20 protein-coding genes and 1 pseudogene are annotated in these 20,720 nt (G+C 71.2%); 10 read left to right on the top strand and 11 right to left on the bottom strand.

Features of this window, described 5'->3' with window-relative positions; all coding sequences use genetic code 11:
- Positions 1-37: 37 nt before the first annotated feature.
- Complete coding sequence (locus BAY60_RS04495; RefSeq protein WP_245992319.1) at positions 38-1,666, bottom strand: sigma-54-dependent Fis family transcriptional regulator; 1,629 nt, start codon at positions 1,664-1,666, stop codon at positions 38-40.
- Between the two features lie 224 nt (positions 1,667-1,890).
- On the opposite strand from BAY60_RS04495, the gene mdo reads away from it, so the two are divergent.
- From mdo to BAY60_RS04480, 3 genes are read left to right on the top strand one after another with little or no spacing between them, the layout of a single operon-like run.
- The gene (mdo, locus tag BAY60_RS04490; RefSeq protein ID WP_112279527.1) at positions 1,891-3,183 is read left to right on the top strand and encodes an NDMA-dependent methanol dehydrogenase; all 1,293 of its coding nucleotides are present in this window, start codon (positions 1,891-1,893) and stop codon (positions 3,181-3,183) included.
- 2 nt (positions 3,184-3,185) lie between these two features.
- Positions 3,186-4,298: an AAA family ATPase gene (locus BAY60_RS04485; protein WP_112279526.1), complete on the top strand. Its 1,113-nt coding sequence runs from the start codon at positions 3,186-3,188 to the stop codon at positions 4,296-4,298.
- Positions 4,299-4,306: 8 nt separating this feature from the next.
- The gene (locus BAY60_RS04480; protein WP_112279525.1) at positions 4,307-5,815 is read left to right on the top strand and encodes a VWA domain-containing protein; all 1,509 of its coding nucleotides are present in this window, start codon (positions 4,307-4,309) and stop codon (positions 5,813-5,815) included.
- A 12-nt stretch (positions 5,816-5,827) separates the two neighbouring features.
- Here the strand turns inward: BAY60_RS04480 and BAY60_RS04475 are convergent, their stop codons facing one another.
- The 5 genes from BAY60_RS04475 to BAY60_RS04455 form a co-directional block, all read right to left on the bottom strand.
- The gene (locus BAY60_RS04475) at positions 5,828-6,466 is read right to left on the bottom strand and encodes a MadR family response regulator transcription factor (protein ID WP_112279524.1); all 639 of its coding nucleotides are present in this window, start codon (positions 6,464-6,466) and stop codon (positions 5,828-5,830) included.
- On the bottom strand, positions 6,463-7,689 hold the full coding sequence (locus tag BAY60_RS04470; RefSeq protein WP_112279523.1) for a sensor histidine kinase: 1,227 nt from the start codon (positions 7,687-7,689) through the stop codon (positions 6,463-6,465). Before BAY60_RS04470 ends, BAY60_RS04475 begins: the two co-directional genes overlap by 4 nt.
- Positions 7,686-8,888, bottom strand: coding sequence for an iron-containing alcohol dehydrogenase (locus BAY60_RS04465; RefSeq protein ID WP_112279522.1), 1,203 nt, complete (start codon positions 8,886-8,888; stop codon positions 7,686-7,688). Before BAY60_RS04465 ends, BAY60_RS04470 begins: the two co-directional genes overlap by 4 nt.
- Positions 8,889-9,070: 182 nt before the next feature.
- On the bottom strand, positions 9,071-9,535 hold the full coding sequence (locus tag BAY60_RS04460) for a pyridoxamine 5'-phosphate oxidase family protein (RefSeq protein WP_112279521.1): 465 nt from the start codon (positions 9,533-9,535) through the stop codon (positions 9,071-9,073).
- 9 nt (positions 9,536-9,544) lie between these two features.
- Entirely contained in the window at positions 9,545-10,438 is an 894-nt protein-coding gene (locus BAY60_RS04455; protein ID WP_112279520.1) for an SDR family oxidoreductase, read from the bottom strand.
- Positions 10,439-10,569: 131 nt separating this feature from the next.
- On the opposite strand from BAY60_RS04455, the gene BAY60_RS04450 reads away from it, so the two are divergent.
- The 3 genes from BAY60_RS04450 (at position 10,570) to BAY60_RS04440 (ending at position 13,189) form a co-directional block, all read left to right on the top strand.
- Positions 10,570-11,400 (top strand): LLM class F420-dependent oxidoreductase, encoded by an 831-nt coding sequence (locus tag BAY60_RS04450; RefSeq protein ID WP_112279519.1) that lies wholly within the window; start codon positions 10,570-10,572, stop codon positions 11,398-11,400.
- A gap of 83 nt (positions 11,401-11,483) precedes the next feature.
- The gene (gene fbaA / locus BAY60_RS04445) at positions 11,484-12,512 is read left to right on the top strand and encodes a class II fructose-bisphosphate aldolase (RefSeq protein ID WP_112279518.1); all 1,029 of its coding nucleotides are present in this window, start codon (positions 11,484-11,486) and stop codon (positions 12,510-12,512) included.
- A gap of 263 nt (positions 12,513-12,775) precedes the next feature.
- Positions 12,776-13,189 (top strand): DUF3151 domain-containing protein, encoded by a 414-nt coding sequence (locus BAY60_RS04440; RefSeq protein ID WP_112279517.1) that lies wholly within the window; start codon positions 12,776-12,778, stop codon positions 13,187-13,189.
- 9 nt (positions 13,190-13,198) lie between these two features.
- On the opposite strand, the pseudogene BAY60_RS04435 reads toward BAY60_RS04440, so the two are convergent.
- Positions 13,199-13,480: pseudogene (locus BAY60_RS04435) on the bottom strand (HNH endonuclease family protein); the annotation flags it as partial.
- A 938-nt stretch (positions 13,481-14,418) separates the two neighbouring features.
- Here BAY60_RS04435 and BAY60_RS04425 point away from each other — a divergent pair.
- On the top strand, positions 14,419-15,270 hold the full coding sequence (locus tag BAY60_RS04425) for a hypothetical protein (protein ID WP_245992318.1): 852 nt from the start codon (positions 14,419-14,421) through the stop codon (positions 15,268-15,270).
- Positions 15,271-15,279: 9 nt separating this feature from the next.
- On the opposite strand, the gene BAY60_RS04420 is transcribed toward BAY60_RS04425, so the two are convergent.
- Together BAY60_RS04420 and BAY60_RS04415 are read right to left on the bottom strand one after the other, a co-directional pair.
- A complete protein-coding gene (locus BAY60_RS04420) occupies positions 15,280-15,918 on the bottom strand; it encodes an HNH endonuclease family protein (RefSeq protein ID WP_112279514.1) in 639 nt (212 codons plus the stop codon).
- Positions 15,919-15,993: 75 nt separating this feature from the next.
- Positions 15,994-16,638 carry a hypothetical protein gene (locus BAY60_RS04415; protein WP_211330181.1) on the bottom strand — a complete coding sequence of 215 codons (645 nt, stop codon included), beginning with the start codon at positions 16,636-16,638 and terminating at the stop codon, positions 15,994-15,996.
- Between the two features lie 81 nt (positions 16,639-16,719).
- Between BAY60_RS04415 and BAY60_RS04410 the strand changes: the two genes are divergently transcribed.
- On the top strand, positions 16,720-18,006 hold the full coding sequence (locus BAY60_RS04410) for an adenylosuccinate synthase (RefSeq protein WP_112279513.1): 1,287 nt from the start codon (positions 16,720-16,722) through the stop codon (positions 18,004-18,006).
- Here the strand turns inward: BAY60_RS04410 and BAY60_RS04405 are convergent.
- Entirely contained in the window at positions 17,999-18,898 is a 900-nt protein-coding gene (locus BAY60_RS04405; protein ID WP_112279512.1) for a LysR family transcriptional regulator, read from the bottom strand. The two genes, BAY60_RS04410 and BAY60_RS04405, sit on opposite strands and share 8 nt — an antisense overlap.
- Positions 18,899-18,971: 73 nt before the next feature.
- Between BAY60_RS04405 and BAY60_RS04400 the strand changes: the two genes are divergently transcribed.
- Together BAY60_RS04400 and BAY60_RS04395 are read left to right on the top strand one after the other, a co-directional pair.
- Entirely contained in the window at positions 18,972-19,175 is a 204-nt protein-coding gene (locus BAY60_RS04400; protein ID WP_112279511.1) for a hypothetical protein, read from the top strand.
- 33 nt (positions 19,176-19,208) lie between these two features.
- Positions 19,209-19,613 (top strand): MerR family transcriptional regulator, encoded by a 405-nt coding sequence (locus BAY60_RS04395; protein WP_112279510.1) that lies wholly within the window; start codon positions 19,209-19,211, stop codon positions 19,611-19,613.
- Here BAY60_RS04395 and BAY60_RS04390 read toward each other — a convergent pair.
- Positions 19,597-20,718: a glycerophosphodiester phosphodiesterase gene (locus BAY60_RS04390; RefSeq protein ID WP_211330180.1), complete on the bottom strand. Its 1,122-nt coding sequence runs from the start codon at positions 20,716-20,718 to the stop codon at positions 19,597-19,599. The genes BAY60_RS04395 and BAY60_RS04390 overlap by 17 nt on opposite strands.
- Positions 20,719-20,720 lie beyond the last annotated feature (2 nt).

Below are 20,720 nucleotides of genomic sequence, written 5' to 3'. Positions count from 1 at the left end.
TGTCAGTGAAGTGTGCAAATCCTGGACACTCGCCGCCCTATCCGGTGATCCGCAGCGCCCGCATCCGGTTGTAGAGCGTGGACCGGCTGATGCCGAGCTGCCTCGCGGCGTGCACCTTGTTGCCGCCGACGGCCGAGAGCGCCTTGGTGATCGCCTCGTACTCGGCCTGCTCCCAGCCGCTCAGCCGGGGCGTCGCCGTGCTCACCCGGCAGCTCGGCGCCAGGTCGCGGGCCGTGATGTCACCCGCCGAGCGCCGGTCCGCCGTCTCGCGCAGCGCCGTCTCCAGCTCGCGCAGGTTGCCCGGCCACGGCTGCGCGGCCAGCAGCTCCAGCGCACCCGCGGTGAGCCGCAGCGAGCCGGTGTGACCGAGGCCGGCGAGCAAGGTCCTCGCCAGCGCGGGGATGTCGGAGCGCCGCTCCCGCAGCGGCGGCAGCTCGACGCGCCGGTGCACGCGCGCCGCCAGCGCGGCGTGCTCGCCGTGCAGTTCACCCACCGGTCCGCTGGTCAGCGCAAGCCACGCGGACGAGCCGTCCAGCAGCCGCGCCACCCGGGCGGCCAGCACCGGGGGCAGCAGGTGGATGCCCTCCACGGCCACCAGCCCGGCCTGCTCGCTCGCCAGCTCCTCCAGCCGGGCGCACCAGGCGGACTCGCCGAGGCTGGGCACCTCCGCGGCGTCGACCGTCGCCAGCCGCTCGGAACCCGCGAGCAGCGCGAGTGCCGTCGTGCGCCCGGTGCCCGGCTCGCCCGACACGAGCACCCGCCTGCGGGCCTGCGCGCTGCGCCGCAGCCGCTCCTCGGCCTCGGCGGGCAGCACCCCGCCGGGGGCGCGCCGCCGGGACGGGCTCGGGTAGGCCGGACGCAGCGGCGCCAGCTCGAACAGCATCCCGGCGCTGACCGAGACGGCCTCCATCCGCACCTCCACGTCGGTGCCGGAAGTCAGCCGCAGCCTGCGCACCCCGCGCCGGGTGCGGCTCACCTCGCGCAGCAGCGCGTGGTCGGCAGGGTCGACCAGGTCGACGGCGGCGGTGTTGGCGAGCACCACGTCCTCGCCGAGGGCGAGCACGGCCGTCGACCGGTGCTGCGCGGCCTGGAACGCGGCCAGCAGCCGCTGCTGTGCCTGGTTGGAGCCGTCGAGCAGCCGCTGCTCGATGTCGGCGACGGCGTGCACGAGAAACGGCGCGAGCAGCGGGTTGGTGTCCTCCACCAGGCCCGTGATGTCGAGGACCCCTTCGAGCCGCTTGGTGGCCGGGTGGACGATCGGATGGCCGTAGCAGGTGAACCGCTTGAGCGCCTCCAGGTAGTGCTCCTCGCCATGCACGGCGACGCCCCTGCGCACCTCGTAGGGCGTGGCCAGCGAGTTGGTGCCGCTGGTCTCCTCGGTGAACTGGCAGCCGGGCACGGCGCTGATGCTGTCGAGCACCCGCTCCACGGACCTGGCGCCGAACCGGCGGGCCACGATCCGGCAGTCGCGGTCGGCCAGGATCACGCACAGGCCGGTGTCGGCCAGGTGCCGTGCCATCTCGTCGAGCACCGGGGTGGCCGCACGCAGCAGCCGTTGCCGCAGGTCCACGTCGCGAACCTCGAGCCGGTCGGTCGGGGTGCTCGGCGTCAGCCCGCTCAGCTCCGCCCGCCGCCACGACTGCGCGATCTCCGGTCGTAGGGTCACAGCGCACTCCTCGTCGAGTGGTCCGAGGTCATCATCCCAGCCGGACGGCCCTGGTTGAAGACCCGAGCGGGTGGGGTGCCCCTCCATCGGGTCAGGTGCGGGCCCGTCCGGTCGTGCGCGATCGCGGTGTCCTCCGGCCGGTTTCGCGCTCGTGCTGTTCCCCGCGTCACAGCCGGGCTCCTAGCTTCACGGGCAACCGCCCGTGCAGAGAGGACGACGACGTCATGCAGGTCGACGAGCTACTCAAGCCGTTCCCCATCAAGGAGTTCCACCCGTTCCCGCGCGCCCTGCTCGGCCCCGGCGCACACGAGCTGATCGGGCCGGAAGCGCTCAAGCTGGGCTTCAGGAAGACGCTCGTGATGACGAGCGGGCTGCGCGGCTCGGACACCGTGCACAAGATCGTCGAGTCGATGAAGTACCACGGGCTCGACGTCGTGCTCTACGACAAGGTGGAGTCCAACCCGAAGGACTACAACGTGATGGACGCCGTCACGCTGTACCAGGAGCAGGGCTGCGACAGCTTCGTCTCCATCGGCGGCGGCTCGTCGCACGACGCCTGCAAGGGTGCCCGCGTCTCCGTGGCCCACGACGGCCGCAACGTCAACGACTTCGAGGGCTTCAACAAGTCGGAGAACCCGAAGAACCCGCCGCACATCGCCGTCTCCACCACGGCGGGCACCGGGTCGGAGACGTCGTGGGCCTACGTCATCACCGACACCACCACCGACCCGGACAACCCGCACAAGTACGTCGCCTTCGACGACTACTGCGTCACCACGCTGGCCATCGACGACCCGACCCTGTACTACGACTGCCCGATGGACTACACGGCGCAGTGCGGGTTCGACGTGCTCGCCCACGCCTCGGAGCCGTACGTGTCGCGGCTGAACTTCGAGCCCTCGCTCGGCAACGCGCTGCGCGCCATCCGGCTCACGGCACAGCACCTGCGCACGGCCACCTGGAACCCGCTCGACCTCGGCGGCCGCGAGGGAATGATGTACGCGCAGTACATCGCCGCGCAGGCGTTCAACTCGGGCGGGCTGGGCATCATCCACTCCATCTCGCACGCGGTGAGCGCCTTCTACGACACCCACCACGGGCTCAACAACGCCATCGCGCTGCCGCGCGTGTGGGCGTTCAACATGCCCGTGGCCTACCGGCGCTTCGCCGAGATCGCCGCCGAGATGGGCGTGGACACCCACGGCATGACCGACGTGCAGGCGGCCGACGCCGCGCTGGCCGCCGCCATCCGGCTGCTGCGCGACGTGGGCATTCCCGAACGCTTCGTCGACGTCAAGCAGGACACCTACTCCAAGAACCGGCTCGGCACCGGCCCGACCAAGTTCTACGAGAACGCGTCGGTGATCAAGGGAGACGACGCCGACGTCGACCGCATTACCAACCACGTCCTCGGCGACGCGTGCACCCCGGGCAACGCCAAGGAGTGCACGTTCGACACCGTGCGGCCGGTCGTCGCGCACAGCATGACCGGTGACCTCGACGAGCTGCTCGGCTGAGCATGTTCGCATCGGTCGACGAGGCGCGTGAGGCGCTCGCCACGCAGGGCTACATCGCGGGCGAGCGCCTCGCCACCACCGTGTTCCTGCTGGCCAGGCTCGGCAAGCCGCTGCTCGTGGAGGGTCCCGCCGGGGTCGGCAAGACGGAGCTGGCCAAGGTGCTGGCCGCCGCGACCGGGCGGCGGCTGCTGCGGCTGCAGTGCTACGAGGGCCAGGACGAGACCAAGGCGCTCTACGAGTGGGACTACGGCAAGCAGCTGCTCTACACCCAGATCCTGCGCGAGAAGATCGGCCAGCTGGTGGCCGACGCGCCCGACCTGCACGACGCCGTGGAACGCATCGGCGCGCAGGAGAGCGTGTTCTTCTCCGAGCGCTTCCTCGCGCCACGGCCGCTGCTGGAGGCGGTCCGCTCGCCGGAGCCCGCGGTGCTGCTCATCGACGAGGTGGACCGCGCCGACGAGGCGCTGGAGGCGGTTCTGCTGGAGATGCTCGGCGAGTACCAGGTGTCGGTGCCGGAGCTGGGCACGTTCGTGGCCGAGCATCCGCCGCTGGTGGTGCTGACGTCCAACAACACCCGCGACCTCGCCGCGGCGCTCAAACGCCGCTGCCTGCACCTGTTCCTGGACTATCCGTCCGCGGAGCGGGAGCTGGAGATCGTGCGCAGCAAGCGCACCGGTCTCGCCGACGAGCTCGCGCGACAGCTCGTGGACATCGTGCGCGGCCTGCGGGAGCTCGACCTGCGCAAGTCGCCGAGCATCTCCGAGACCATCGACTGGGCGCGCACGCTCGCGGTGCTCGGGGCGAGCGAGCTGTCGGCGCCGGTGCTGTCGGACACGGTGTCGGTGGTGGTCAAGTACGACAAGGATGTGCGCAAGGCGCTCGATGCGCTGCCGCGGCTCGTGGACCCCAACGCCCGGATTCCGGAGAACGGCCACGGGCACGGGCACGGGCACGGCCACGGGCATGGGCACGGCCACGGGCATGAGCACGGGCATGGGCACGACCACGACGGCGACCGGTCCGAGGTGGACGGCAAGGCGGTGCGGGCGGCGAAGGACCGGCCCGGCCGGTTCACCGAGGGCTACTACGGCACGCCGCGGCGCCGGGTCGTGTAGGGGGCGCGGTGGAGGCGACCCTGCACCGGTTCGTGCGGCTGCTGCGGCTCGGCGGCATGCGCGTGTCGATTCCGGAGGCGCTCGACGCGATGCGCTGCGCCTGCCAGCCGGGAGTGCTCGCCGACAAGGGGGTCCTGCGCACGGCCCTGCGGGTCGCGCTGGTGAAGGACCACCGCGACGAGCCGTTGTTCGACGAGGTCTTCGACGCCTTCTTCGCGCTGATGAAGGTCGGCCCGGCAGGGCACGGGCACGGCCACGGCCACGGGCACGACGACCTCACCGACACCGGCGAGCTGGAGTCGTTCACGCTGTCCGAGGAGCCGAGCGAGAGCCCGCAGCAGGGCCACGAGCACGGCAAGCCCTCCGACCTGCGGCGGTTCTTCGACCAGCAGGACCTCGCCCAGCGGTACAACCTGCACCAGGAGGCCAACAAGATCGACCTGGCCTCCCTCACCGACGAGATCGCCTTCTCCGCCGACGCCCGCCCGGCCGGCGGCGAGGACTACCGCGTGCAGCTCGACGCCGAGCGGCTGCACGGTGCTGGCCTGCCCGGCGAGCTGTCCACGAGCACCGGCACGGGCGTCGACGTCGAGCTGTCCGTCGCCGAGCAGGAGGCGCTGCTCGGCTGGCTGGACGACGCGCAGCCGCAGGCAGCCGACGCCGAGGACGCGGACGACGCCGCGGCGGCGCTGCGCAGGCGGCTCGCGGGGGTGCTGGCGAACCTGCCGGAGGCGTTGAAGCGGCATCTGGAGGCGCTGCTGGAGCTGGAGCAGCGGGTGATCGAGACCCGTGAGCGCAGGGCTGCCGAGGTGGACCGCATCGCCGAGGTGGAGCGCGCCGAGCTGGAGGAGTCGCTGCGCAGGCTCGCCAGGTCACTGCACGGGGCGCTGACCCACCGGCGGCGCGTCGCCACGGCAGGCCGGATCGACCCGGGCCGCACCATGCGCCGCAACCTGCGTTTCGACGGTATTCCGTTCACGCCCGTGACCGTGCGCCGCACGGAGGACCGGCCCCGGCTGGTGGTGCTCGCCGACGTGAGCCTGTCGGTGCGCACGACGGCGCGGTTCACCCTGCATCTGGTGCACGGGCTGCAGGACCTCTTCGCGCAGGTCCGTTCGTTCGCGTTCGTGGCGGGCATCGCCGAGACCACCGAGCTGTTCCGCGACCATCCGGCCGAGCAGGCGCTCGGGCTGGTCTTCGGCGGGGACGTGCTCGACGTGGACGCCAACTCCGACTACGGCGCGGCGTTCGGGCAGTTCGTCGCCGAGCACGCCTCGGCGGTGACGCGGCGGACCACCGTGCTGGTGCTCGGCGACGGCCGGAACAACGGCAAGGAGCCGGGTCTGCCCGCGTTCGAGGAGATCACGCGCAGGGCGCGGGAGACGATCTGGCTGACCCCGGAGCCGAGGTACTCGTGGGGCCTCGGTGGCTGCGCCCTGCCCGCCTACGCAGAGCACTGCGACCGCGTGCGGGTGGTGCGCGACCTGCGCGGGCTGGAACGCATGGCGCTCGACTGAGGGCGCCCGCGGTCACAGCAGCCCGAGCTTGCTCGCCTCGTACACCGCCTCGGCGCGGGTGGCCGCGGTGAGCTTGCGCATGATGTTGCGCACGTGGAACTTCACGGTGGTCTCCGAGATGTAGAGACGGGCTCCGATGTCGCGATTGGACAGTCCACGGGCGAGCAGTTCGAGGACGTTCTGCTCGCGTTCGGTCAGCCGTGGCTCGTCGGGTGTGGTCTTGATCGAGCGCACCATCGCCGAGGCGGAGCGGGAGTCGAAGGCGCTCTCGTTGCGGGCCACGGCGCGAATCGACGACACGAGCGCGGTGGTGTCGACGTCCTTGATGACGTAGCCGCGGGCGCCGCGGTGGATCGCCTCCACCACCAGCGCGTCGTCGAGGAACGTCGTGAGCACCAGGACACCGAGGCGCGGGTAGCGCCCGGTCAGCTCCGAGCACACGGCAAGGCCCTCGGTGTCGGACCCGGTGGAGAGCTTGAGGTCGAGCAGCACGATGTCCGGCCGGGCACGCTCCACCACGGCGCGCGCCTCGGCGGCGGTGGAGGCCTCGCCGACAACGCCCATGTCTTCCTCGCGGTCGAGGATCGAGCGGAGCCCCTGGCGGACGATCGCGTGGTCGTCGACGAGCACGATCTTGAGCGGGGTCGTCATGCCGCCGCCACCGGGACCTCGACGGCGAGCAGGATGCCGCCGATGCGGGCCCGCCGGATCGACAGGGTGCCCCCCAGCTCGTCCACCCTGGCCAGCATGTTCGCCAGGCCGCGGTGCCCGCCTGCCAGGTCGGTGGCGGTGGCGAGCCGCAGCGTCCTGCGCAGGTGGGCGGGATCGCCGTCGCCGTCGTCGGAGACGGTCAGGGTGACGCGGCCGGTGCGGTAGTGCAGCACCACCACGGCCTGGGTGGCGGTGGTGTGGGTGACGATGTTGAACAGCGCCTCGCCGGTGATGCGCAGCAGGGCGTGCTCGGTGGCTCCCGGCAGCGGCACCGGCGTGCCGCGCACGGTGACGCGCACCTTGACATCGCTGGGAAGGTGCACAGTGGACAGTCGCTCCAGCAGTACCGGCAGCGAGCCCGGCCGCTCGTCGGCGCCGTGGTGCAGGGCGTAGATCGCGGCGCGTAGCCGCTCGACCGCACGCCGCGTGAGGTCCTTGGCCGCGGTCAGTTCGGCCGCGATCTCGGTGAGGCCCTCACCCTCCACCTTGGACCGGCACACCTCGATGGTAATTCCCGCGGAGAGCACGTCCTGGGTGACGCTGTCGTGCAGCTCCCTGGCGATGCGGTGGCGCTCGTCGTCGAGTGCCTGCCGCTGCATGGCCTCGATCAGCTGCCGCTGGGTCTGCTGGAGCTCCGCGTTGCGGGCGGCCAGGTTCACCAGCACCCGCAGGATCGCCCTGTCGGTCTCCGCGATCGCGGCGCCGCCCGCCACCCGGCCCGCCATGCCGCCCACCGGCTCGCCGCCGAGCGTCATCGCCACCCCGGCCGGATGGTCCTCGGCCTCCTGCGGCCGGGTGCGCAGCACGCTCAGGTGGTCGGCGGCCTCGGCGGGAAACCGCCGCTCGTCCTCGAGCAGCACATCGCCGCGCAGCAGCAGTTGCCGCGGCCGTGCGGTGGGCAGCGCGCCGTCGGCGACGGCGAACAGCAGCCACTCGGCCTGCAGGTACTCGGCCGCCGCGCGCACGACGGCCTCCACCACCGCGCGGGGGCCCTCGGCGGTGTGCACGAGGGCGCGGGAGATCCGGTCGATGGCCTGCACCGCGTGTTGCAGCCGCTCGGCGGAGCGGACGTACTCCGGGTAGAACGAGCGCTTGCCGGAGCGCACGCCGGTCAGCGCGCCGAGGTAGGCGGTGTCGTCCCTGGTGTTCTCGCCGTCGTTCACAGCGCCTGCCGGAACAGTGACTCCACGTCGGCGGCGTCGGCCTCCCGCGGGTTGGTGGCCAGGCACGCGTCGTCGAGCGTGGTCCTGGCCAGCGTCGGGAGGTCGGCCTCGGTGACGCCGAGCGCGGCCAGCCCGCGCGGCACCCCCACCGCGTCCGCGAGCTCGCGCACGCGGCAGGCCAGCAGCTCGGCCACCTCGTCGGCGGGCCTGCCCGCCACGTCGATGCCGGTGGCCGCGGCCAGCGCGACGTAGCGCCGGGGGTCGGCCTCGGCGTTGAACCGGATCGCGTGCGGCAGCAGGACGCCGTTGACGACGCCGTGCGGCAGGTCGAGCAGCCCGCCCACCTGATGGCTCATGGCGTGGGTGATGCCGAGGATCGCGTTGGTGAAGGCCATCCCGGCCTCCAGGGCACCCTGGGCCATGCCGATCCTGGGCTCGGCGTCGCACGGCCGCACCAGCGTGTGCAGCAGGTGCTCGGTGATCAGGTGCGCGGCGTGGAGGGCGTGGTGGTCGGTGAGCGGGTTGTGGGCGCGGGAGACGAACGCCTCGATGGCGTGCGTGAGCGCGTCCAGCCCGGTGGCCGCGTTGAGGTCGTCGGGCATGGTGGTGAGCAGGCGCGGGTCGACGATCGAGATCTCCGGCACCAGGGTGCGGCTGATGATGGTGAGCTTGGTACGCCGCGTGGTGTCGGTGATGACGGCGAACTGCGACACGTCGGCGCCGGTGCCGGAGGTGGACGGTGCCATCACCAGCGGAGGGATCGGCTGTACGACCTTGTCGACACCCGCGTAGCCGAGGATCGCCCCGCCGTTGCCGGAGAGGATCGCCACGCCCTTGGCCGCGTCGATGCAGGAGCCGCCGCCGACGGCGAGGATCACGTCGCTGCCGCTGGCCGCGTACCTGTCGTAGGCGGCCTCGATCTCGTAGTCCTTGGGGTTGGGCGTCACGCCGTCCCACACCACGGGCCGCAGCCCGGCCGCCTCCAGGTGCCCGACGGCCTCGGCGACCCAGCCCGCGTTCTCCAGCCCGGGGTCGGTGACGAGGAACGGCCTGCGGGCGCCGACCCTGCGCGCGCAGTGGCCCAGCTCGGCCAGCGAACCGGGCCCGAAGACGATCTCCGGCGCGTGGAACTTCGCCAGCCGGGGCGGCGCGTCAGCGGGATCGGGTCGTGCGCACGGTCCCGTGAGCAGCTCCGGCATCGCGTGGCCCTCCAGCGTCCGAGGTCCGCGGTCGGCGCGTCGTCGCGCCGAACGGCTCAACGGTACGCCTGCCACCGGGCTCGCGAAATGCACGTTCGAGGCTCGCACGCCTCCGAAGGTAGGCCCGGTGTGACGGTGGGCACACCGTCCGATCGGGTAGGTGCCGCCCGTCTCGGCAGGCGTCAGTAGGTGCCGCCGAGCTTGGTGTGGTCCCAGCTCACGACCTTGGTGGGGGTGAAGACGAGCCCGATGCGCTTCGGGGCCTGCCCGCCGACGAACGCCCGCAGCTCGTCGGTGACCTCGGTGGTCCCGGCGTAGCGCAGTGCGAGGGCAAGCCCGATGTCGGCGACCGCGCCGGTGTCCTCGACCAGCTCGACGTCGCACTCCATCGAGACGCCCCGCAGGGTCTCGTAGCTGTCGCCGGACTCCACGAGCACGGTCGCCTCCGGCAGCCTCCGCAGGTTGGCGACCTTCTGCGCCTTGCGGTAGGTCCAGGTGGCCATGCCCGCGCCCCGGGGGACGTACCACAGCGGGGCGAGGTGCGGCCTGCCGTGGGGCCCGATCGTCGCGACGTTGATGACCCGCTGCCGCTCGAGGTAGGTGACGACCTCGTCCGGGCTCATCCGGATCTGGCCGCGACGCGACATCGGCCTCTCCTACTTCGTGGCGGCGCGGCCACCGTGACCGGTGACCGAGGCCTCGCGCGCGCCGCGGGCGGCGATGTCCTCCAGCGCGGCGCGGTCGGCGGCGGGCACGCGGGAGCGTGAGCCCAGCTCGATGATCGGCGGCAGGAAGGCGCGGACGAGCTTGAGCCCGCCGACCCACCTCGGCACGTGGATGGTGCGTGCCCTGCGCTTGATGCCGGCCTCCAGGCAGTCGAGCGCGACGTCGAGGGGATAGGTCTTACCGATCAGGCCGGGCATGCCGGAGCGGAGCCTGCCGAACACGGGATGCTTGTCGGCGCTCTCGACGAGGTCGGTCCTGATCCAGGTCGGGTGGGCGACGCCGACCTTCACGCCGAGGTGGGCGACTTCGGCGCGCAGGCTGTTGCAGAAGGCCTCGACGCCTGCCTTCGCGGCGGCGTAGTTGGCCATGCCCGGCGCGTGGGTGATCGCGGCGAGCGAGGAGATGGCGAGCAGGTAGCCCTTGCGGTCGATGACGTGCGGCATGGTGACGCGGAAGGTGCGCCACACGCCGAGCAGGTCGACCTCGATGACCTTCTCGAACGCGGCGGGGTCGACCGAGCGGACGAAGCCGGTGGTGGCGATGCCCGCGTTGGCGATGACGATGTCGATGCCGCCGAAGTGCTCGACGACGCCCTTGGTGGCCCGCTCCAGGTCGTTCCAGCTGGTGACGTCGGCCTCCCAGGCGTGGGCGGCCGGGCCGATGCGCTCGGCGACCTTGCGCTGCTCGTCGGCTTCCAGACCGACCAGTGCGACCTTCGCGCCGTCGGCGGCCAGGCGTTCGGCCAGCCCGGCGCCGATCCCCCGCGCCGCGCCGGTGATGAACACGACCTTGCCTGTGACCTTGCTGCCGGTCAGGAACGCCATTGGTGCCTCCTTGCGGTGCCTCGTCGGGCACCGTACCTCAACTTACTCCCAGTAGGCTACTCACTGGTAGGCGTGAATCGATCTCCAGTCGTCGCGGAATGTGGCCAGCCCCGCACGGCGTTGTCCCGGGCATGACGGCGAACCTCGGTGAGATCGGAATCTGGCAGCGGGCGAACAGCCTCGACGCGGCGGTGGCGGCGGAGGTGGAGCGACTCGGCTACGGCACAATCTGGATCGGCGGCTCGCCGCCCGCCGACCTCGCGCTCGCCGAGGAGCTGCTCGACGCGACCAGCACCATCACGGTGGCCACCGGCATCGTCAACATGTGGACCGCCGACGCCGCCACCGTGGCGCGCTCCTACCACCGCGTTGCCGAGCGGCACCCCGGCCGGTTCCTGCTCGGCGTCGGCATCGGCCACCCCGAGGCCATCCGGGAGTACCGCAAGCCCTACGACACGATCGTGGCCTACCTCGACGCGCTCGACGAGGGTGGTGTTCCCGTCGAGGACCGGATGCTGGCCGCGCTCGGCCCGAAGGTGCTCGCGCTCTCCGCCGAGCGCACGGCGGGCGCGCACCCGTACCTCACCACGCCCGAGCACACCCGCGAGGCCCGCGAGATCCTCGGCGAGGGCCCGCTGCTGGCCCCGGAACACAAGGTCGTCGTGGAGACCGACCCGGCGAGGGCGCGCCGGATCGCGCGCCCCGCGATCCGGACGCCGTACCTCGGCCTGGTGAACTACCGCAGGAACCTGCGTCGGCTCGGCTGGACCGAGGACGACCTCGCCGACGGCGGCAGCGACCGGCTCGTCGACGCGCTCGGCCTGCACGGCGAGCCGCAGGACATCGCCGCCGGCGTGCGGGCGCACCTCACGGCGGGCGCCGACCACGTCTGCGTCCAGGTGCTCTCCGCCGACGGCGACCCGCTGCCCGGCTACCGCGCGCTGGCCGAAGTGCTGTGCTGAAGTGCTGTGTCGAGGCCTGGCGGGCACCGGGGTAACCCCTCGTAGGATGCGAACGAGAAGGACGCCGTTCGAGGAGGACAACGATGCCCATCGCCACCCCCGAGGTCTACGCCGAGATGCTGGACCGGGCCAAGGCGAACGAGTTCGCGTACCCGGCCATCAACGTGACCTCGTCGGAGACCCTGAACGCCGCGCTGCGGGGTTTCGCCGAGGCGGAGAGTGACGGCATCATCCAGTTCTCCACCGGTGGCGCCGAGTTCGCCTCGGGGCAGAAGGTGAAGGACATGGTGACCGGCGCCACCGCGCTCGCCGAGTTCGCCCACGTCGTCGCCGCGAAGTATCCGATCAACGTCGCGCTGCACACCGACCACTGCCCCAAGGACAAGCTCGACGGCTTCGTCAACCCGCTCATCGAGGTGTCCAAGGAGCGGGTCGACCGGGGCGAGAACCCGCTGTTCCAGTCGCACATGTGGGACGGCTCCGCGATCGACCTCGACGAGAACCTCAAGATCGCCGCCGACCTGCTGGAGCGCGCCGCCGCGGCGAAGATCATCCTCGAGGTGGAGATCGGCGTCGTCGGCGGCGAGGAGGACGGGGTCTCCAACGAGATCAACGAGAAGCTCTACACCGCCGAGGGCGACTTCCTCAAGACCGTCGACGCGCTCGGCTCCGGCGACAAGGGCCGCTACCTGCTCGCCGCGACGTTCGGCAACGTGCACGGCTCGTACAAGCCCGGCGCCGTGCAGCTGCGCCCGGACGTGCTCAAGCGTGGCCAGCAGGTCGCCGCCGAGAAGCTCGGTCTCGTGGAGGGCTCCAAGCCGTTCGAGCTGGTGTTCCACGGCGGCTCCGGCTCGCTGCTGGAGGAGATCCACGAGGCGGTGTCCTACGGCGTGGTGAAGATGAACGTCGACACCGACACCCAGTACGCGTTCACGCGCCCGATCGCCGACCACATGTTCAAGAACTACGACGGTGTGCTGAAGATCGACGGCGAGGTCGGCAACAAGAAGACCTACGACCCGCGCAGCTACCTGAAGGTCGCCGAGGGCGCCATGGCCAAGCGCGTCGTGGAGGCCGCCGAAAGCCTCAAGTCGGCAGGCAAGAAGCTCTAGGGAACCCTTCCCGAGAGAAGTTCCCCAATGCGGCATTGGTGGCGTTGAACGCTACGAATGCCGCATTGGGGAAGTTGAACGCTACGAATGTGGCATTGGGGAGCTACCCCCGGGTGTCCGGTTCGTCACCGATAGTGCAAGGTAGGCGCTCATGATGCCGAAACGACTCGTTGCCGCGGTGCTGGTCGCCGCCCTCGTGCTCGGGGGCAGCGGCGTGGTGATGGCCGTCTTCCTGTGACGGCGCCGTCCTGCACAATGGCCGCATGACGCACGGCAACCTCCTCGAACCGGACGCCACCAAGCTGCCCGAGCGGCCCGACGCGCAGGCCGCGCTCGACGCGGGCACCGATCCGGCGGAGGTCGCCGCCGAGCACCCCGACTTCAGCGAGGCGTGGGCCGCGCTCGCCGAGCGCGCGCTGGGCGAGGACGAGGTCGTCGCCGCCTACGCCTACGCCCGCACCGGCTACCACCGCGGCCTCGACCAGCTGCGCCGCGCCGGCTGGAAGGGCTTCGGACCGGTGCCGTGGGCGCACCGCCCCAACCAGGGCTTCCTGCGCGCCCTCGCCGCGCTGGCCAAGGCCGCGGGCCGCATCGGCGAGAGCGAGGAGTACGAGCGCTGCACGAAGCTCCTCACCGAGTCCGACCCGGCCGCGGCCGACGCCACCGGCCTGGGCTGAGCCAGCCGCTCAGCAGGTGGCGAGCATGTCCTCCAGCGCGGCGTGCTCCGCGTCGGTGACGGTCAGCTCCCACGTGTGCTTCACGGTGATCCACATGGCCGCGTAGGTGCACCAGTAGCCCTGCTCCGGTGGCTTCCAGGCGTCCGGTGTGTCGTCGCCCTTCTCCTGGTTCACGTCGTCGGTGACGGCGATGAGCTGCGGGCCGGACAGGTCGTTGGCGAACCGCTCGCGCCTGTCCGTCGTCCACTCCGCCGCGCCGGAGCGCCACGCCGCCGCCAGCGGCACCACGTGTCGTTCGTACCTGTGCGAACGGCTGGAGCTGTGGTGGGGGTTCCTGGAAGGCCGTGGCCAGCGGTGGAACCCGACTGATCGACCGGTCGTGCTGGTCTATACCGTCCGAATGGCGGATGGTGATCTCGACGGCTTCAGGCGCATCGTAATTTGTCTGCTGCAATGGCAAAGCGGTCTGGGGGCTGGGGACTCGGGGCGAGGTTCGGGGACGCTCCACCTGCGTTCGCATCTGAATTTGGGCCGCATCCATTACTTCTGGAGAAACGGTCATGCGTTTTTTCGTTACAGAAATTCCATAGCGACCGGAATTGTCGGCGCGGGTTTACTCGTGTTGTCACAGGCGTCAGCGGTCGCGGCTCCGGTAACCGCCGTGGCCCACGCGATCCCTGCTTCTACACCAGTCGGTGCTGCGTCCGTGGCGTCCACGGACGCGGTGCCGGGGATAGCACCACCTGGCGCTGACAAGACCTCGGTTTACCTGGACAGAACCGGTCGGACAATTCCCATGGCTCAGAATTCGGGCGCAGTTTCGGAAACAGCACAGATCGGCTGCACACCGGTCAGTGGGAGGGATAACCCACACCCGTCCGGTGGGGACGTGTCCGGTCACGGGTGGTGGAACAAGGGAAACTGCAGCAACAACCGCGCCAACGTGTACAACTGCCTCTACGAGTGGTACACGGATAACACCTGGCGCCAGAAGGCGTGTTCGCCGACCGCGGAGCTCCGGCCCGGCGGCGGGCGTGGCAACCGCACGACGGCGCGTCACGCTTGCGCGAACACCCTCCCGACGTCGTGGCGTAACCACGTGGACGTCGACGTGATCGGCGAGATTGACACAAGCGAGTGGCCGTATAACCAGGCCAACGTCGCTTGCCGGGTGTACTAACGTCATGGGAGAAAGGTCGCAGCTGCGAGGCGGCCAGGGAGGACCCAGCGTGCCGGAGCGCAGCGTGACAACGCAACCGGGGATGGTGCCCGCGGCCAGCCGGACCGCGGGCACCATGTTCGCAGCCCTGTACGGCGAGTTGGTCCCACACGCCGGGCACGATCCCGAGCACGATGCCTACCAGCTGTTCTATCAGCGATCGCTCGCTATGGGCTGGCTCGACGACAGCTCGGCCGGAGGCGGCTTGGAGGAGGGCATGGTCCGCGCAACCGGACTGTGGGGCATGAACGACGCCGGGTGGAGCCACCCCCTCGCCGCTCCCGGATCGGCCTTGACCTCGTGGTTCCAGGTCGAGGCCAGCGCGGTGGCCGACGACCGACCGCTACCAGTGCAGCCGTTCCTGCGGTGCGCTGAGGACACGACTGAGCGGGTTGGCACGCTGAATTTGTCCACGGTACAGATCCTCCTACCGGTTCAGGGGCTTGATCCCTCGTCGCGCCCGCCGTACGCAGCCGTGCCGTCGATGCAAACGGTCGATTGGTTCGCGGCGTGTGACCTGCGATCGAGGACGCCGGTGGAGGTCGGCATCAACAGCGGCCGGGACCCTTCGATCCCTGCTCTCGCAAAGCAGCTCACCGGCCACCTCGGTGATCTGGATCAGGACGTGTTCGTGTGTAGTTCCCACGATATCGCTGGCCAGGACGCTCTTGTCCCTCCGCCGTTCGATGACAGGCTCTGGAATGGCCCGCCCCGGCACGGCGTGGTGCTGCGCGGCCAGCTTGCTGAATGGTCGTGTGACGCGGTGGGGTGGCTGGCCGAGGTCGTCGCCGACTCCGTCGCCCAGCTCGGCTTTCGTTCGCCGTTGCTGTTCACCGTGACACGTGCCCAATCGCCGGGCTGAGCCAGCCGCTCAGCAGGTGGCGAGCATGTCCTCCAGCGCGGCGTGCTCCGCGTCGGTGACGGTCAGCTCCCACGTGTGCTTCACGGTGATCCACATGGCCGCGTAGGTGCACCAGTAGCCCTGCTCCGGTGGCTTCCAGGCGTCCGGTGTGTCGTCGCCCTTCTCCTGGTTCACGTCGTCGGTGACGGCGATGAGCTGCGGGCCGGACAGGTCGTTGGCGAACCGCTCGCGCCTGTCCGTCGTCCACTCCGCCGCGCCGGAGCGCCACGCCGCCGCCAGCGGCACCACGTGGTCGATGTCGACGTCCGAAGGGTCGGTCCAGGTCGCGCCGTCGTACGGGCTTTCCCAGCTGCCCGACGTCGGGTAGCAGTCGGAGCCGGTCTCGACGCCGGTGCCGTCGCGTTCCAGGACGGCCTCGCGGGTGTTGCAGTTGTCGCCTTGGTCGCTCCAGTGCGGGAACCGGTCGCGATCGTAGCCGTCCATCGGGCCCTCCGGGGCGACGGTCAGCTCGGCCAGCTGCGCGCGGGCTGTGGCCTCGTCGGGGATGCCGGGCGGTTCGGCCGACGCGACACCGGCGCCACCGAGGAGCAGGACAGCGGTGGAGCCGAGCGCGGTCAGTCCATGACGGAGAGTGCGGGGAGCGGACACGGCGACGCCTCTCTGTGTGAGGTTGGAGACTTTCCGACTGTCGCGCAGAAAGGTGACGTACTCAACACGTCCGGGTTAACGGGCGGGCAGAACCAGACGTAAGTCGTGGGTATGCCGGTACCACGTCCAGCGCTCCAGAGGCCTCGGGTACGGCACCCCGTCCGACACCGGCCTCACCGGCGCCGTGCCGAGCTGGAAGGCCCGCCCCTCGAACACGGTGCGGCGCCGGAGCAGCCGCCCCCGCGTGATCGTCGCCACGAGACCCGCGGGACCCGGCCGGACCGTGATCGACGCCGCCTCACCGCGCAGGGCAAGCGTGTCGTCGCAGTACGCCACCCCGCGGGGCTGCCGGATCACGCCATGGCCGACCAGCACGCCACCCGCGTCGTCCCGCACCAGCGGCACCGGGCGGGCCTCGCCGGACAGCGCCAGCGCGAGCGCGTCCCGCGGGTTCGCGGGCAGGCCCCACAGCCGGGCCACGGCCGAGTCGCGGTCCACCGGCACGTAACCCACGGTGGTGGCGTCGAGCCGTTCCCTGCGCAGCAGCCGCAGCGCCACGGCGGCGAGATCGGCGTCGGAACCCACCACCACGAGCGCGTCGGTCAGCAGCGAATCGATGTCCGACCTGCCCGGCCGCGCGGGCAGGGCATGCACCGCGACTCCCTCCGGCACCTGCGGTGACTCGCCCGGCCGGCCACAAACCAGCACCGTTCCGCGCACGTCATTCTCCTCGGTTAGGCTCATGCACCGGCAATTCTCGCGCGCCATCGATTTCCTGCCGTCGATTACCAGGAGTGTCACATGCCGGCCATCGTGCTGATCGGTGCCCAGTGGGGCGACGAAGGCAAGGGCAAGGCCACCGACCTGCTCGGCGACCGCGTCCAGTGGGTGGTCCGCTACCAGGGCGGCAACAACGCCGGTCACACGGTCGTGCTGCCGGACGGGCAGGACTTCGCGCTGCACCTCATCCCGTCGGGCATCCTCACGCCCGGGGTCACGAACGTGATCGGCAACGGCGTGGTGGTGGACCCCGGGGTGCTGCTCGACGAGCTGGCCGGGCTGGAGGAGCGCGGGGTCGACACGGAGCGGCTGCTCATCTCGGCCGACGCGCACCTGATCATGCCGTACCACGTGGCGATCGACAAAGTCACCGAGCGCTACCTCGGCGCGAAGAAGATCGGCACCACCGGCCGCGGCATCGGCCCGTGCTACCAGGACAAGGTGGCCCGCGTCGGCGTGCGCGTGCAGGACCTGCTGGACGAGAAGATCCTCCGGCAGAAGGTCGAGGCCGCGCTGGAGTTCAAGAACCAGGTGCTGGTCAAGGTCTACAACCGCAAGGCGCTCGACCCCGACGAGGTCACCGACACCGTGCTGGCGCAGGGCGAGCGGTTCGCGCACCGCATCGCCGACACCCGCCTGCAGCTGAACAAGGCGCTGGAACGCGGCGAGACGGTGCTGCTGGAGGGCTCGCAGGGCACCCTGCTCGACGTCGACCACGGCACCTACCCGTTCGTCACCTCGTCGAGCCCCACCTCCGGCGGCGCCAGCGCGGGCACCGGCATCGGGCCCGGCCGCATCACCACAGTGCTGGGCATCCTCAAGGCCTACACCACCCGCGTCGGCTCGGGCCCTTTCCCGACGGAGCTGCACGACGAGGCGGGCGAGAACCTGCGCAAGGCGGGGGGCGAGTTCGGCGTCACCACCGGCCGCTCCCGGCGCACCGGCTGGTTCGACGCCGTCATCGGGCGCTACGCGGTGCGGGTCAACGGCATCACCGACTACTTCCTCACCAAGCTCGACGTGCTCTCCGGGCTGGAGCGGGTGCCGGTGTGCGTCGGCTACGAGGTCGACGGCTTCCGCACCGAGGACATGCCGATGACGCAGACCGACGTGCACCACGCCGTGCCGATCTACGAGGAGCTGCCCGGCTGGTGGGAGGACATCAGCCAGTGCCGCACGTTCGACGAGCTGCCCGCCAACGCGCGCGCCTACGTCGAGCGCCTCGAGGAGCTGGTGGGCGCGCGGATCTCCGCGATCGGCGTCGGCCCCGGCCGGGAGCAGACGATCGTGCGCCACCAGTTCATCTAGGCAGCAGCTCGTCCACCGCCTCCAGCACCGCGGCGACGGCGGGGGCGTCCCTCGCGCCTCGCCGCGTGCAGGTGAGGAACCGGCGCGACGGCGCCGTGCCGCTGACGCCGACGGTGCGCACGTCGGCATCCGGCGGCAGCTGGGCGAGGTTCGGAAACAGCGCCACGCCGAGCCCGAGGTCGACCAGCGAGGCGACGAGACTGGAGTCGCACGCCTCGTGCGCGATCGTGGGGCTGAACCCGGCCGCCGAGCACGCGGCGAGCACGTGCACCCGCCACGCGTCGCCTGGTGCCCCGATGATCCACGGCTCGTCGGCCACCTCGGCGAGTTCGACGCAGCGCCGCCCGGCGAGCCGGTGGCCGCCGGGCAGCAGCAGGTGGAAGGGATCGTCCAGCAGCGGGCGCTGGTCGAACCGCGGATCGCCGACCGCCGGGTTGCCCGGGATCGCCTCCACCACCGCGATGTCGACCTCACCGTTGAACAGCAGGTCGAAGCAGCGCGGCGTCTCGGTCTCGCGCAGCCGCACCGTCAGCGCCGGGTAGCGCGCACGCAGGCGTGCGGTGGCGGGGCCGAGGAACCGGCACATCGCGGTGGGGAACCCGGCCAGCCGCACCACCCCGGCAGGCTGGTCGGCGGTGGCGTGCAGTTCCGCCTCGGCCTGCTGCCACCGGGACGCGATGGCGTCGGCGTGCGCGAGCAGGGTCCGGGCGCCGCCGGTGAGCCGCACCTTGCGCCCGTGCGGCTCCAGCAGTGGGACGCCCAGTTCCTTGCCGAGCTGGCGGATCTGCTGTGACGCCGCCGAGGGTGTCAGGTGCAGTGCCCTTGCCGCGGCGGTGACGGTGCCGTAGTAGTCGACCGCCCGCAGGACGGTGAGCCTGCGCAGGTCAATCATGTAGGCGATTCTTCACGGTCGGGTCCACGAATCCAACCTGGACCTGCACGCTGGGCGGGCCCATGCTGGCCCCATGAGCACGTGTCCGTTCTGTGGCTGGCCCGACGACGACCTCTATGCGGTGGTGTCGCGGCACCACACCCCGGAGGGCGAGACGGTCTGGACCCGCTGCGCGTGCGGCTCCCTGCAGGTCCGGGTCGTGGGTGCGGGCGGCGCCGTCGTCTCCGCGCGCGGCCGCCCTTCCCGCGAGGTCGTGCGCTGCGAGGACGGAGCTTGACCTGGAGCGCGCTCCAGGTGCGACTCTGGACAGGTGAGCTTCTACTCTCCGGCTGAGGTCACCGCGAAGACCGGGTTCAGCATCGACACGCTTCGCTACTACGAGAAGATCGGCCTGCTGCACGAGGTGGAACGCACGCCGGGCGGCCGGAGGCGGTTCTCCGAGGCCGACGTCAACCTGTTGCGGCTGCTGCGCTGCCTGCGCGACACCGACATGCCCATCGCCGACATGCTGCGGTTCGTGGAGCTGCTGCGGGGCGGCGACGCCCGCCGGGAGGAGCGGCTGGCGGTGCTGCGCGAGCACGACCGGCGGGTCACCGGCCAGATCGCGCAGCTGCACGAGCACCAGCGGCTCATCCGGCACAAGATCGCCGTGTACTCCGGCGAACCCGAATGCGACGGCGCCGCCCCCGAGGCCGCGGCTATGTCCCGGTCGTGAGGCTGCGCGCCGCCTCGACGGCGATGTCCGGGTGGTCGGCGAACAGTCCGTCGATGCCCGTGGCCAGGAACGCCTCGTGCTCGGCGAGGATGTCGCCCCACGCCGCCGGGTCGGCCGAGGAGTCGAAGTCGGCGGGCAGGAAGGCGTTCTCCGCGCGGAAGGTCCACGGGTGCACGGTCAGGCCCGCCGCGTGTGCGTCGTCCACCAGCGTCGTCGGCTCGGCGAGGTAGCCCTGCGCGTCGGTCGGGATGATCCGGTCCTTGGCGGGGCCGATGCCCTCGGCGTAGCGGGCGATCGCGGCGAGCCCCCGGGGCGTCACGAGGTCGTCGTAGGTGCGCTCGTCGCCCGAGGCCACGAAGTCGTACGGCGCGCCGGAGCCTGCGATGAGCTGCACCAGCGGCACGCGCAGCTGCCGGTCGAGCCGCTGCAGGTTGCCCACCTCGAACGACTGCACGTACACCCTCGCCCCCGGGTGGTTGAGCCCGTTGCGGTCGAGCGTGCGCACCAGCGCAGGCTCCAGCGGAAGGCCCTGCTCGGCAAAGTACGTCGGGTGCTTGGTCTCCGGGTAGATCCCGATCGGCCTGCGCAGCTCCCGGGACAGCCGCTTGGTGAGGTCGATGACCTCCTGCAGCGTCGGCACCTCGAACCGGCCGTCGTAGATCGTGTTGTTCGGCCGCAGCTGCGGGATGCGTTCCTTGGCCCGCAGCGTCTTCAGCTCGGCGAGCGTGAAGTCCTCGGCGAACCAGCCGGTGACCGGAGCGCCGTCGACGACCTTCGTGGTCTTGCGCCCGGCGAACTCCGGGTGGTCGGCCACGTCGGTGGTGCCACCGATCTCCGGCTCGTGCCTGGCGACGAGCACGCCGTCCTTGGTGGTCACGAGGTCGGGCTCGAGGTAGTCGGCACCCATCCGCGCCGCCAGCTCGTAGGCGGCCAGCGTGTGCTCCGGCCGGTAGCCGGAGGCGCCCCGGTGCGCCACGATCACCGGGCCGTCGTCGCGGCTCGCCTGCGCCGCAGCGTCGGCGCGACTCGCCGGGGTCACCACACTGGTCATGCCGAGCACCGCGAACGCGGAGAGAGCCACCAGGGCCACTCGCTGTCGAATCATGA

Origin of the sequence: Prauserella muralis (assembly GCF_003202285.1) — a bacterium.
GTDB classification, from domain to species: Bacteria; Actinomycetota; Actinomycetes; order Mycobacteriales; family Pseudonocardiaceae; genus Prauserella_B; species Prauserella_B muralis.
This window is presented reverse-complemented; position numbering and strand designations above follow the sequence as displayed.